Raw genomic sequence first — 13303 nt, forward strand, 5'->3', positions numbered from 1 at the left:
CCCATGCTCACCTATACCATCCGTCGGCTCGTGCTTGCGATCCCGACGCTCCTGTTCATCAGCCTCGTGATCTTTCTGCTGCTGGAACTGGCACCCGGCGATCCCATGGCGCAGGTGCCGCTGACCGTGCCGCCCGAGGTCAAGGAAAAGATGCGCCTCGCGCTTGGCCTTGGCGAGCCGACCCATATCCGCTTCGTGAAATGGATGTGGCAGTTCTTCGTGGTCGAGCCGATGATGCTCATCGACTGGCTCTTTGGCACCGCGCTGGCCGAGGGCCAACAGCGCGTGCTGAGCTGGCAATTCCGCTCGCCCGTCATGGATGTGATCGTGCAGCGCATGCCGCAGACCCTGTGGGTGGTGGCGATGTCCTATGTGGTGGGGATCCTGATTGCCCTGCCCATCGGAATCTATTCCGCCTACAGGCAATATTCGGTCTTTGACCAGACCGGCACATTCATCACCATGGTCGGCTATTCGGTGCCGCCGTTCTTCTCCGGCGTGCTGGTGATCGTGATCTTTTCGGTGCAACTGGGCTGGCTGCCCTCGATCTATGACACCACGCTGGTGGTGGTCGACTGGGCCACGTTCAAGAAGCAGTTGATGCAGATGGTCATGCCGGTGATGGTGCTGGCCTTGCAGACCACAGCGCAGATCAGCCGTTTCATGCGCGCCTCGATGCTCGACAACCTCAATCAGGACTATGTGCGCACCGCGCGCGCCAAGGGGCTGTCGGAATGGTCGGTGGTCATGGTCCATGTGCTGCGCAACTCGATGATCCCGGTGATCACCGTGATCGCGCTTGGCGTGCCGTCGATCTTTGGCGGGGCCATCATCACCGAGCAGATCTTCAAGGTGAACGGGCTGGGCCAGCTTCTGATCACAGCCATCGAGGCCAATGACCTGCCGATGGTGCAGACCGTCACCTTCATGATCGCTGTGCTGATCGTGCTCTTCAACATCGTGGCAGACGTGCTTTACGGCGTGTTCGACCCGAGGATCCGCTATGACTGATGCCCCCAAACCGATTGCCGCCCTCACCGATACCGGCCCCACCGCGCCGCCGCGCAGCCAGTGGCGCGACGTCTGGGACCAGTTCCGCAGCCATCGCGGCGCGCTCATCGGCAGTATCGTGCTTTTCACGATCATCGCAGGGGTGTTCCTCGGGCCGCTGGTCTGGCCCTATGACGCCACCTTCATCGACATTCGCGCGCGCAATCAGGGGCCAAGCTGGACGCATCCCTTCGGCACAGACCAGTTGGGCCGCGATACGCTGGCGCGGATGATGGCGGGCGGGCAGACCTCGATTGCGGTGGGGCTGACGGCCATGCTGCTGGCGCTGGTGCTCGGCTCGCTCGTGGGGGTGCTGGCGGGGTTTTTCAAACGCCTTGACGGGGTGCTGATGCGGCTCACGGACCTCTTTTTGTCGCTGCCACTCCTGCCGCTCTTGCTGGTGATGGTGCTCTTGTTCCGCGAGAGCCTCAACGGCGTGTTCGGGCCGGAGCGGGGGATTTTCATCCTGATCGTGGTGGCCATCGGCGTCACAAGCTGGATGCCCACGGCGCGGATCGTGCGCGGCGATGTTCTGGCGCTGAAAGAGCGCGAATTCATCCTTGCCGCGCGCTCCATCGGCACCACCAATTTCAACCTCATCACCCGGCATATCCTGCCCAATGTCATGTCGCCGATCATGGTCTCGGCCACATTGGGCATCGCCAACGCGATCATCACCGAGAGTGCGCTCAGCTTCCTCGGCCTTGGCTTTCCGCCCGATTTCCCGACATGGGGGCGGCTGCTCAACGATGCGGTGCAATACTTGCAGGATTACCCCGAGCGGGTATTCTGGCCCGGCCTTGGCATCTCGCTTACGGTGCTGTCGATCAACTACATGGGCGACGGGCTGCGCGATGCGCTCGACCCGAGAATACGGGGGCGGTGAAAGAGGTTGTCATCGGGCGGTTTGCGCGCATCATCGCTTCATCGGCTTGTTACGCGCGGGCGATACCCGGGCACCGCGAACCACAAACCAAGGGAGAGAGACATGAAAATCGCAATGACAGTCACCGCTCTCGCGGCACTTGCCGTGGCAGCACCGGTTCATGCCGAGTTCACGCTGAGCGACCGCTTTACCGACTATGACGGGGACCTTATCGCCGATATTCCCGAGGATCAGTCGCAATGGCTTGATCCCGCCACGCTCATCTTCGCCTATACGCCCGTCGAGGATCCGGCGGTCTATGCCGAGGTGTGGCAGGAATTTCTCGATCACATGGCCGAGGTGACCGGCAAGACCGTGCAATTCTTCCCGGTGCAGTCGAACGCGGCCCAGATCGAGGCGATGCGCGCGGGTCGGCTGCATGTGGCGGGGTTCAACACCGGCTCGAACCCGCTTGCCGTGGCCTGTGCGGGCTTTCGCCCGTTCACGATCATGGCCGCCGCCGATGGCTCTTTCGGCTACGAGATGGAGATCATCACCTATCCCGGTTCGGGCGTGACCAAGATCGAGGAGTTGAAGGGCAAACAGATGGCCTTTACCTCCGAGACATCGAATTCGGGCTTCAAGGCACCCTCTGCCCTTCTGCGGGCAGAATTCGGGCTGGAGGCCGGCCGCGATTTCGAGGCGGTTTTCTCGGGCAAGCACGACAATTCGATCCTCGGCGTCGCCAACAAGGATTACACCGCCGCCGCCATCGCCAATTCGGTCAAGGCGCGGATGATCCAGCGCGAGGTCGTCACCGAAGACCAGCTTGCGGTTCTCTATACCTCCGAGACCTTCCCCACCACCGGCTATGGCGTGGTCTACAACCTGCACCCCGACCTTCAGGAGAAGATCAAGGAGGCGTTCTTCGGCTTCGATTGGGAGGGCACCAAGCTTCAGGCCGAGTTCGAGAAATCCGGCGAGGCGCAGTTCATCCCGATCACCTTCAAGGACAACTGGTCAGTGATCCGCCAGATCGACGAGGCCAACGGCGTCGAATACAACTGCAACTGAGCCTTGCGGGCTGACGCGGGCGGCGATTGCCGCCCGTGATCTTTATCGAAAGGCTGTGCCATGCTGCATCTCAAGGGTCTGAGCAAGACCTACAAGACCGGCGACACCGCGCTGAGCGACGTGACGCTCGACGTGCCCAAGGGGCAGATCATGGGGCTGATCGGGCCTTCGGGCGCGGGCAAATCCACCCTGATCCGCTGCATCAACCGGCTGGTCGAGCCGACGGCGGGCGCGGTGATGCTGGGCGATGTGGACCTGGCAAAGCTTGGCAAGCGCGAGTTGCGCCGTCAGCGCCGCCGCATCGGCATGATCTTTCAGGAATATGCGTTGGTCGAGCGGCTGACGGTGATGGAGAACGTGCTGTCTGGCCGTTTGGGCTATGTGCCGTTCTGGCGCAGCTTCCTGCGGCGTTACCCGCCCGTCGACATCCAGAACGCCTATCGCCTGCTGGACCGGGTCGGGCTGATGGAACACGCCGACAAGCGCGCCGATGCGCTCTCGGGCGGGCAGCGGCAGCGGGTCGGCATCGCGCGGGCGCTGGCGCAGGAGCCCGAATTGCTGCTGGTGGACGAACCCACCGCGAGCCTTGATCCGAAAACCAGCCGCCAGATCATGCGTCTCCTGACAGAGATTTGCGCCGAGAGCGACCTGCCTGCCATCGTCAATATCCACGACGTGCCGCTGGCGCAGCAATTCATGCAGCGCATCGTCGGGCTACGCGCGGGCCGCGTGGTGTTTGACGGCCCGCCCGAGGCGCTGACCGAGGCGGCGCTGACCGAGATTTACGGGGCCGAGGACTGGAACGCCATGCGCGCGGGAGACCGCGAACAGGCCGAAGCCGAGGCCGAGGCGCTTGCCCGGATGGAGGCTATCGTCTGATGGCCACCTACCCGACACGCTGGCACCGCCCGCCGCAGATCGTCACCGACCGGCGCTGGCGCATCGCGCTGCAACTGGGCATTCTCGCCTATCTGGTGCTGGCCGTTGGCTCTGTCGATGTGGACTGGGCGCGCGTCGCCGCCGGGATGGAGCGCGGGCAGCGCTTCATCCTCGGCTTTCTGCAACCGGATTTCACCAGCCGCTGGAAGGATATCGCCCAAGGGCTGGAGGAAAGCCTGACCATGACGCTGACCTCGACCGTGGTCGGCGTGATCATTTCGGTGCCCATCGGCATCGGGGCGGCGCGCAACCTCGCGCCACGCTGGGTCTACTATATCTGCCGCAGCATCATCGCCGTCAGCCGCGCGCTTCAGGAAATCATCATCGCCATTTTCCTCGTCGCCATGTTCGGTTTCGGCCCTTTCGCGGGGTTTCTCACGCTCAGCTTCGCCACCATCGGCTTTATCGCCAAGCTTCTGGCCGACGATATCGAGGAGATCGACGAATCCCAGGCCGAGGCGATCCGCGCCACCGGGGCAAGCTGGGGACAACTGGTCAATTACGCGGTGCAGCCGCAGGTCATGCCGCGCCTCATCGGGCTGTCGCTCTACCGGCTCGACATCAATTTCCGCGAGTCGGCGGTGATCGGCATTGTCGGCGCGGGCGGAATCGGGGCCACGCTCAACACCGCCATCGACCGATATGAATATGACAGCGCGGGGGCGATCCTGCTGATCATCATCGGCATCGTGATGGTGGCGGAATACGGCTCCAGCTATCTGCGAAAGTTCCTGCAATGAACGAGATCGGCCATTATTCCGAGGTCTGGGCGCATCGAACCCCGCGCGCGCGGCTGCTGCGGTGGATGGGCTGGCTCGCGCTGGTGGCGCTGTTCGTCTGGTGCTGGCAGGTGATGACGGAAAACACCATCTGGGCCTTCGTGTCGGACGCGCCGCGACAGGCCGCCGATATCGGCAACCGCATGTGGCCGCCGCGCCTCAGCTACCTGCCCGAACTGATGGTCCCCTTGTGGGACACCATCAACATCGCCACTCTGGGCACCTTGGGCGGCGTGATCATGGCGGTGCCGGTGGCCTTCATGGCCGCGCGCAACACCACGCCGTCGCAGCACATCCTGCGCCCCATCGCGCTTTTCATCATCGTCGCCTCGCGCTCGATCAACTCGCTCATCTGGGCGCTTCTGCTGGTGGCGATCATCGGCCCCGGTCTGCTGGCCGGGATCGTGGCCATTGCGCTGCGCTCGATCGGCTTCATCGGCAAGCTGCTCTACGAGGCCATCGAGGAGACCGACGCGCGCCAGATCGAGGCGGTGACGGCCACCGGTGCCAGTGCGGCGCAGGTGGTGAATTACGGCATCGTGCCGCAGATCATGCCGGCCTTCTGGGGAATCACGGTGTTCCGCTGGGATATCAACATCCGCGAAAGCACCATCCTCGGGCTGGTGGGCGCGGGTGGCATCGGGCTGAAATTGCAGGCCTCGCTCAACGTGCTGGCCTGGCCGCAGGTGACGGTGATCCTGCTGCTCATTCTCGCCACGGTGGTGTTGAGCGAATGGGTCTCGGCGCGGATGCGCCACGCCATCATCTGAGGCGCACGCCGTGCCCCGGTGACGAATTTCACCCGTTCCCGATCTTACGGGGAAAGCCGCCTTGTTTGTCGCGCGGGCGCACTCTACATCGGGTCTCATGAGACATCTTGTCCCCTTCCTCAAACAGCCACCGCGCGTGGCCGTGATCCGGCTCGCGGGCGTGATCGGAGCGGGGCCGCGCGCGGCCCTCAGCGACGAGGCGCTTGCCCCCGTGATCGAAAAGGCGTTTCGCCGCGGCAAGCCCAAGGCGGTGGCGCTGGTGATCAATTCGCCGGGCGGCTCGCCGGTGCAATCCTCGCTCATTGCCGCGCGCATCCGGCGGCTGGCGGAGGAAAAGAAGATCCCCGTGCATGCCTTTGTCGAGGATGTGGCGGCCTCTGGTGGCTATTGGCTCGCCGTGGCCGCAGACGATATCCGCGTCGATCCGTCCTCGATCCTCGGCTCCATCGGCGTGATCTCGGCGGGGTTCGGGGCCGATGTGTTCCTCAAGCGGCAGGGGCTGGAGCGGCGGGTCTACACCGCCGGCAAATCCAAGAGCACGCTTGATCCCTTCCTGCCGGAAAAACCCGAGGACGTGGCCCGCCTCAAGGCGCTGCTGGAGGATATTCACAGCGCCTTCATCGCCCATGTCAAGGACCGGCGCGGGCCGAAGCTCTCGGATGACCCGGCGCTTTTCACCGGCGAATTCTGGCTCGGCGGGCGCGCCATCGAACTGGGCCTTGCCGACGGATTCGGCCATCTGGAGCCGCGCATGAAGGCGCTTTACGGCGACAAGGTCCGCCTTGTCCGCTACGGTCGCAGGCGCGGGTTTCTCTCGCGTTTCGGCGCGCGGATCGTCGGGGATACCCTTGGCGCGCTTGAGGAACGCGCGCACTACGCGCGCTTCGGCCTCTGACATGCTGGTCAAGATCGTTGCCCTGTTTCTTGTCGGAATGGCCGTGCTGGCCATGTTCGGGCGCTTGCGCTTTCCGGGGCAAAAGCGGCTGGCAGAGGCGAAATGCAAACGCTGCGGGCGCTACCGGATCGGCAAGGGGCCCTGCAACTGTGAGAAAGGTCCCCGGACATGATGCCATGGCTGATGGTCGCGCTCGGCCTCGTGATCCTGCTTCTGGCGGGCGATGCGCTTGTGAAGGGCGCGGTCAATCTTGCCCTCCGGATCGGAATTCCCGCTCTGATCGTCAGCCTGACCATCGTCGCTTTCGGCACCTCCGCGCCTGAACTTCTCATCTCGGTCAATGCCGTGCTGGTGGACAAGCCGGGGCTGGCGCTTGGCAATGTGGTCGGCTCCAACACCGCGAATGTGCTTCTGGTGCTCGGAATACCGGCGATCCTTGCGGTGATGCACACAAGCCGCTGCCATTGTCGCCATTCCTATCTTCAGATGCTGGCGGCGACTGTGCTGTTCATCGCGCTGGCGCATCGCGGCGTGCTCGACTGGATCGCGGGGCTGATCCTGCTGGGCGGTCTGGCGCTGATGCTGGGCGATGCGGTCTACCGGTCGATGGTCCATCGACGTCAGGTCGCTGCCGCGAAACTTCTCGATGACGAGGAAGAGGTTGAGGGTGCCGATCCCGACATGCCCTGGTGGCAGATCGTCACCTTCCTGTTGCTGGGGCTGATCGGCCTGCCGCTCGGGGCGGATATTCTGGTGGACAATGCCTCGATCCTCGCGATGCGCTACGGGGTGAGCGAGGCGGTGATCGGGCTGACGCTGGTCGCGGTCGGCACCTCGCTGCCGGAACTGGCGACAACTGTCATGGCAGCGCTACGCAAACAGGCCGATGTGGCGCTTGGCAATGTGATCGGGTCGAACATGTTCAACCTGCTGGCGATCATCGGGATCGCCGCCCTGGTCGGCGATATCCCGGTCGATGCCGAATTCCTGCGCTTCGATCTCTGGGTGATGCTGGCGGCTTCGCTTCTCCTGATCCCCTTCGTGTTCCTGCGTCAGGATATCGGGCGGCTCTGGGGCATTGCCTTGACGGCCAGCTATGCAACCTATGTCCTCATCGTGGTGACATGATCGGAGGCCGGGCGTGACACGGGCATTGGTGACAGGGGCGGGCAAGCGGCTGGGCCGCGCGATGGCGCTGGAACTGGCGCGACAGGGGCATGACGTGGCGGTGCATTACGCCACCTCCGCGGCAGATGCCGAGAGTGTCGCCGCCGAGATACGCGCCATGGGGCGTCAGGCGGTGACGCTCTGCGCCGATCTTCTGGAAGAAGGGCAAGTGATGCCGCTGGTCTCCCGCGCGGCGCAGGCGCTTGGCGGCCCCATCCTGACGCTGGTCAACAACGCCTCGATTTTCGAGTATGACAACATCGCAACAGCCACCCGCCAAAGCTGGGACCGGCATATGGAAAGCAACCTGCGCGCGCCCTTCGTGCTGATGCAGGAAATGGCCCGCCTCGTGCCCGAGCCCGTGACCGATCTCAATGGCGAGCCGCGCGCGCGCGGCCTTGTCGTCAACATGATCGACCAGCGCGTGCGCAAGCTCACGCCCGAGTTCATGACCTACACCATCGCCAAGATGGGCCTTTGGGCGCTCACGCGCACCGGCGCGCAGGCGCTCGCCCCGCGCATCCGCGTCAACGCCATCGGCCCCGGCCCCACGATTCAGGGCCACCGCCAGAGCGCGGCGCACTTCGCCGGGCAGCGCCGCGCCACCATTCTGGGGCGCGGCAGCGACGCGGATGAGGTCTGCACGGCCCTCACTTACCTGCTCGACGCCCCCGGCGTGACCGGTCAGTTGCTTTGCGTGGACGGCGGTCAGCACCTTGGCTGGCAAACGCCGGATGTCCTCGGGGTCGAGTGAAAAGATGACCTGCGCCAAGAAGTTTTGCACCCTTCACCGTTCCGTCACGTAAGCGTTACAAAATCGCTAATGTTTTCAATCAACTGCGCTCTCTCTAAAAAGTTATCCTTTAATATCAATGCTTTGATTATTTGCCCAAAATATAGGCAGGTCAAGGAACCCAGCCGGTTTGAACGGAAATTTCCGGCTGACCCGAAACTGTCTCCAGACTTATCCACAGGAATCGTGGACAGCTTCCCCCTTGCCCTTTGCGGCGCGCCGTTGCAGCACGGGACAGGAATCACACCCGTTCGCATATGACAGACACCGATCCGCCCCCCGCCCGCACCGGGCATGAGGTAATCCGCGATTACCTGCGCACGCTCGACGGCTCGCCGGGCGTTTACCGGATGCTCGATGCGCAGTCGCGCGTGCTCTACGTGGGCAAGGCGCGCAACCTGCGCGCACGGGTCTCGAGCTACGCGCGGCCCACCGGGCATACCGGGCGCATCTCCCGGATGATCCGGGAAACCGCCTCGATGATGTTCCTGACCACATCGACCGAGACCGAGGCGCTGCTACTGGAGCAGAACCTCATCAAGCAGTTGAAGCCGCGCTACAACGTGCTGTTGCGCGACGACAAGAGCTTTCCCAACATCCTTGTCACCGCGCATGATTTCCCGATGATCAAGAAGCATCGCGGGGGAAAACGCGAGAAGGGCAGCTATTACGGCCCCTTCGCCAGCGCGGGCGCGGTCAACCGCACGCTGGCGCAGTTGTTGCGCGTGTTCCAGCTTCGCAATTGCACCGACGCGGTGTTCGAGAGCCGCACGCGCCCCTGTCTGCAATACCAGATCAAGCGCTGCACCGCGCCCTGCGTGGGCAAGATTTCCAAGGCCGATTATGCCGTTCAGGTGCGCGATGCCGAGCGGTATCTGTCGGGGCGCTCCACCGAGATTCAGGAGAAACTGGCCATCGAGATGGCGCAGGCAGCGCAGGCGATGGAATATGAGCGCGCCGCCGCCCTGCGCGACCGGATCAAGGCGCTGACACAGGTGCAGACCGCGCAGGGCATCAACCCGCGCAGCGTGACCGAGGCCGATATCGTGGCGCTCCATCTCGATCAGGGGCAGGCTTGCGTGCAGGTGTTCTTCATCCGCGCGGGGCAGAACTGGGGCAACCGCGATTTCTATCCGCGCGTCGGGGCGGATGTGGACGAGGCCGAGGCGCTGGAGGCCTTCCTGGGCCAGTTCTACGACACCAAGGAGCCGCCCCGCGCCGTGATCCTCTCGCACGCGATCGAGAACCCCGACCTGATGGAGGCGGCGCTGTCGCAGAAACTCGGGCGCCGAGTCACGCTAAGTGTGCCGCAGCGGGGCGAAAAGGCCGAGCTTGTCGAGGCGGCGCTGCGCAACGCCCGCGAGAGCCTTGCGCGCAAGATGGCCGAGAGCGCCACGCAGGGCAAACTGCTGCGCGGGCTGGCCGAGGCGTTCGATCTGCCGGGGCCGCCGGGCCGGATCGAGGTTTACGACAACAGCCATATTCAGGGCGCTTTTGCTGTCGGCGCGATGATCGTGGCGGGGCCGGAGGGCTTTCAGAAGAACAGTTACCGCAAGTTCAACATCCGGGGCGAGGATCTGACCCCCGGCGATGATTTCGGCATGATGAAAGAGGTGCTCACCCGCCGTTTCAAGCGCCTGCTGAAAGAAGACCCCGACCGCCGCGAAGGGCACTGGCCCGACCTGCTGCTGATCGACGGCGGCGCGGGACAGGTGAGCGCGGTGGCGGGCATCATGCGCGAGATGGGCGTCGCGGATATCCCCATGGTCGGCGTCGCCAAGGGCGTGGACCGGGACCATGGCAAGGAGGAATTCCACCGCGTGGGCAAGCACCCGATGGCGCTGCGCCACAATGACCCGGTGCTCTATTTCATCCAGCGCCTGCGCGACGAGGCGCACCGCTTTGCCATCGGTACGCATCGCGCCAAGCGCGCCAAATCCATCTCTGCCACCCCGCTTGACGAGGTGCCCGGCGTCGGTGCCGCCCGCAAGCGCGCGCTGCTCGCGCATTTCGGCAGCGCCAAGGCGGTGAGCCGCGCGAACCTCGCCGATCTGAAGGCGGTCGAGGGGGTATCGGACGCACTGGCCCAGAAGCTCTATGATTTCTTCCACGAAAAGGGCTGAGGCGCGCGCTCAGTAGAGCGCGGCTGTCCAGCCGATCACCAGCGCCACGCTCAGCACCGCCAGAAGGGTCGAGATCAGGATCGCCGACGACACGCGGCGCGGGGCCACGCCATAGCTTTGCGCGATGATGAAGACATTGCCCGCCACCGGCAGGGCCGCCGCCGCGATCACCACCGCCGCCGTGTAGGGCGGCACGTCAAAGAGCCAGAGCACCGAGATCGCCACCGCCGCCGGGTGCAGCACCAGCTTGCACAGCGACAGCCAGCCCGCGATATGGGGCCGCTCGGCGGATTTGGCCGCGAGCGATGCGCCGATGGCAAACAGCGCGCCGGGCGTCGCCGCACCACCCAGAATGGCCAGAAAGGCGTTCATCGCTTCGGGGATCGGCAGGCGCAGCGCCGACCACGCGAACCCCGCCGCAATGGCCACGATCATCGGATTGCGCACAAGGCCCAACCCGATACTGCCAAGGATGCGCACAGACATGCGCCCGTCGCGCGCCCCGGTGATCAGGATCACCACCAGCGAGCCAAAGACCAGCAGATCGACCGCCAGCACCAGCATGACCGGCCCGATGGCGGCCTCGCCCATCAGCATGGCGAGCATCGGCACACCCAGAAAGCCGACATTGCCGATCACGGCGCATTGCGCCTCGATCGCCGCCTCCTCTATCCGCACACCGCGCAGATACGCCACGCCGGTGGCCAGCAGATAGACCACCGTTGTCGCCGCGAGATAGCCAAGCACCACCTGCCAGTCGAGCACATCCCCAAGCGAGAGATTGGCCGAGAACCGGAACAGCATCGCCGAAAGCGCGAAGTAGAACACGAATTTCGTCAGCCACGCCGTGCCCTCCTGCGAGAAGAACCCGGTGCGCCCGGCCCCGTATCCGAGGCCGATGATCAGAAAGAACGGCAGGGTTTGCAGGAACACGCTGAGCATGGCGCTTGGTATCAGCTTGCCCGCGCGCGTCAATCGCCCTTCACCTGTTTGACAGCGGTGCGGTTTTTGGCGAACAGGGGCGAAGGATGGTTTCAGGAGTTCCCATTGACTGCCACGCCCCCCGGATCGCGCCTCGTGGCGGTGGTGGTCACCCATGACCGGCTGACGCAGTTGCGCGCGACCCTCACGCGCCTGCTCGCCTCCCCGCCCGCCCATCTCGCCGCGCTCGTTGTCGTGGACAATGCCTCGACCGACGGCACGGAGGACTATCTCGCGGGGCTGAGCGATCCCCGGCTCGACGTGCTGCGGCTCGACACGAATACCGGCGGCGCGGGCGGCTTTGCTATCGGGATCGCGCGGGCGCGCGACCGTCACGATCCCGACTGGACGCTGGTGATGGATGACGACGCGCGCCCCGCACCCGACGCGCTGGCCAGGTTTCACGCCCGCGACCACGGCGATTGGGACGCGCTTGCCGCCGCCGTCTTTTTGCCCGATGGCCGCATCGCCCCGATGAACACCCCCTCGTGCAACCCGTTCGCGGATCGCCGCGTGTTCTGGCGCACGCTGCTGCGCGGGCGGCGCGGCTTTCACCTCTCGCCGGACGCCTTTGAGCCCGACGCGCCCGCCCGCCGGATCGACGGCGCCTCCTTCGTGGGGCTTTTTCTCTCGCGCCGCGCCGTGGCGCTTGCGGGCCTGCCCGATCCGGGCCTGTTTCTCTATGGCGACGACACGCTTTACACGCTGACGCTCTCGGCGCGGGGAGGGCGCATCGGCATTATGCCCGCGCTTCGGTTCGAGCATGATTGCCACAGTCTCGGCGCGGGACGGCATATCCGCCCGCTCTGGCGGGTTTATTATTACCACCGCAACCTTCTGCTGGTCTATCGCGCGGCGGCGGGGGCGTTCTTCTGGCCAGCGCTTTTTCTGATCGTGCCGAAATGGCTCTGGTCTGCGGCGCACCACCCGGAGGGCGGCGGGCGCGCACTGCGCCTGATGGCACGCGCGCTGCGCGATGGTCTGTTGGGGCGCACGGGCGTGACGCATGAAACCGTGCGGCACTGGGCCGACCCGACTACCCGTTCTGAAGAATGTCGCGGTGATAGCGCCCCATGAGCACCACCCCGAAGAAGAGCGCCAGAAGCCCGGTCAGCGCCACGAAAAGCACGCTGGCATAGCTGGCCTGATAGCTGACATAAAACCCCTCGCGCATGATGCCGATGATGTGGATAAGCGGGTTCCACCACAGGATCGACTGCGCCGTGGCGGGCATGTCCTCATAGAGGAAGAACACGCCCGAAACGAGAAAGAGCGGGCGCGTGGCAATCGACCAGACCTGCATCCACACCGGAAAAAGACCGAAGAGCGCGCAGTTGAGCACACCGATACCGCCTCCCAGAAGGATCGCCAGCGCCATTGCCCGCAGGATCGGCACAAGATCGAGGGTCATCCGCGTCTCGGTGAAGAGCGACACCAGCCCCAGAACGATCGCCGCCACCAGAATACCCGTCAACGTGTTGAGCACAAAGCGCGCGGCCAGCGCGTCCACCCATGTCACCACCGGGTAATAGAGCAGCGCGCGCGAGAAATTCACCGACCGCGCCACATGGTTGGAAAGGTCCTGGTAAAGAATGAATGGCATGAAGCCCGTGGCGTAGAAGAGAAGAAAGCTGTTGCCGAGTGACGGCGACCGAATGATCAGCGAGAAACCGATCGCCAGAATGGCGATGGCGCCGAGCGGTTCCAGCAAGGCCCAGACATAGCCCCCCGGCGAACGGCCATAGCGCGTGGCCATCTCGCGCAGCATCAGCGCAGCTATCGCGCGCAGGCTGCGAAAGCTGCGGCGCGCAGCGGCGGGGCGCTGGATCGCGGGGGCGGTTCGCTCTGGCATGATTCTCGTGCTGGC

The 13303-nt window shown here is 64.5% G+C and carries 14 protein-coding genes; 12 read left to right on the forward strand and 2 right to left on the reverse strand.

Annotation, left to right across the window (positions count from 1 at the left end; genetic code table 11):
• Positions 1–3 precede the first annotated feature (3 nt).
• The 11 genes from ACSSV8_RS00910 (at position 4) to uvrC (ending at position 10455) form a co-directional block, all read left to right on the forward strand.
• On the forward strand, positions 4–1011 hold the full coding sequence (locus tag ACSSV8_RS00910; RefSeq protein ID WP_354538912.1) for an ABC transporter permease: 1008 nt from the start codon (positions 4–6) through the stop codon (positions 1009–1011).
• Complete coding sequence (locus ACSSV8_RS00915; RefSeq protein WP_354538911.1) at positions 1004–1936, forward strand: ABC transporter permease; 933 nt, start codon at positions 1004–1006, stop codon at positions 1934–1936. The genes ACSSV8_RS00910 and ACSSV8_RS00915 overlap by 8 nt, the downstream gene beginning before the upstream one ends.
• A gap of 102 nt (positions 1937–2038) precedes the next feature.
• Positions 2039–2989 carry a phosphate/phosphite/phosphonate ABC transporter substrate-binding protein gene (gene phnD / locus ACSSV8_RS00920; protein WP_354538910.1) on the forward strand — a complete coding sequence of 317 codons (951 nt, stop codon included), beginning with the start codon at positions 2039–2041 and terminating at the stop codon, positions 2987–2989.
• 60 nt (positions 2990–3049) lie between these two features.
• A complete protein-coding gene (phnC, locus tag ACSSV8_RS00925; RefSeq protein ID WP_454281202.1) occupies positions 3050–3868 on the forward strand; it encodes a phosphonate ABC transporter ATP-binding protein in 819 nt (272 codons plus the stop codon).
• On the forward strand, positions 3868–4668 hold the full coding sequence (phnE, locus tag ACSSV8_RS00930) for a phosphonate ABC transporter, permease protein PhnE (RefSeq protein WP_454281203.1): 801 nt from the start codon (positions 3868–3870) through the stop codon (positions 4666–4668). Before phnC ends, phnE (ACSSV8_RS00930) begins: the two co-directional genes overlap by 1 nt.
• Complete coding sequence (gene phnE, locus ACSSV8_RS00935; protein ID WP_454281204.1) at positions 4665–5477, forward strand: phosphonate ABC transporter, permease protein PhnE; 813 nt, start codon at positions 4665–4667, stop codon at positions 5475–5477. Before phnE (ACSSV8_RS00930) ends, phnE (ACSSV8_RS00935) begins: the two co-directional genes overlap by 4 nt.
• Positions 5478–5574: 97 nt before the next feature.
• Positions 5575–6372: a S49 family peptidase gene (locus ACSSV8_RS00940; protein WP_454281205.1), complete on the forward strand. Its 798-nt coding sequence runs from the start codon at positions 5575–5577 to the stop codon at positions 6370–6372.
• 1 nt (position 6373) lies between these two features.
• Positions 6374–6544 carry a hypothetical protein gene (locus ACSSV8_RS00945; protein ID WP_354538905.1) on the forward strand — a complete coding sequence of 57 codons (171 nt, stop codon included), beginning with the start codon at positions 6374–6376 and terminating at the stop codon, positions 6542–6544.
• A complete protein-coding gene (locus tag ACSSV8_RS00950; RefSeq protein WP_454281206.1) occupies positions 6541–7500 on the forward strand; it encodes a calcium/sodium antiporter in 960 nt (319 codons plus the stop codon). The genes ACSSV8_RS00945 and ACSSV8_RS00950 overlap by 4 nt, the downstream gene beginning before the upstream one ends.
• A 13-nt stretch (positions 7501–7513) precedes the next feature.
• Positions 7514–8293, forward strand: a complete 780-nt coding sequence (locus ACSSV8_RS00955; protein ID WP_454281207.1) for an SDR family oxidoreductase — start codon at positions 7514–7516, stop codon at positions 8291–8293.
• A gap of 296 nt (positions 8294–8589) precedes the next feature.
• The gene (uvrC, locus tag ACSSV8_RS00960) at positions 8590–10455 is read left to right on the forward strand and encodes an excinuclease ABC subunit UvrC (RefSeq protein ID WP_454281208.1); all 1866 of its coding nucleotides are present in this window, start codon (positions 8590–8592) and stop codon (positions 10453–10455) included.
• Positions 10456–10464: 9 nt separating this feature from the next.
• Here the strand turns inward: uvrC and ACSSV8_RS00965 are convergent, their stop codons facing one another.
• Positions 10465–11397, reverse strand: a complete 933-nt coding sequence (locus ACSSV8_RS00965; protein ID WP_454281303.1) for an AEC family transporter — start codon at positions 11395–11397, stop codon at positions 10465–10467.
• A 105-nt stretch (positions 11398–11502) separates the two neighbouring features.
• Here ACSSV8_RS00965 and ACSSV8_RS00970 point away from each other — a divergent pair, with 105 nt between their 5' ends.
• The gene (locus ACSSV8_RS00970) at positions 11503–12513 is read left to right on the forward strand and encodes a glycosyltransferase (RefSeq protein ID WP_454281209.1); all 1011 of its coding nucleotides are present in this window, start codon (positions 11503–11505) and stop codon (positions 12511–12513) included.
• Here the strand turns inward: ACSSV8_RS00970 and ACSSV8_RS00975 are convergent.
• On the reverse strand, positions 12473–13288 hold the full coding sequence (locus ACSSV8_RS00975; RefSeq protein WP_454281210.1) for an ABC transporter permease: 816 nt from the start codon (positions 13286–13288) through the stop codon (positions 12473–12475). The two genes, ACSSV8_RS00970 and ACSSV8_RS00975, sit on opposite strands and share 41 nt — an antisense overlap.
• Between the last annotated feature and the right edge of the window lie 15 nt (positions 13289–13303).

This window comes from Roseovarius sp. MBR-79 (assembly GCF_053628555.1).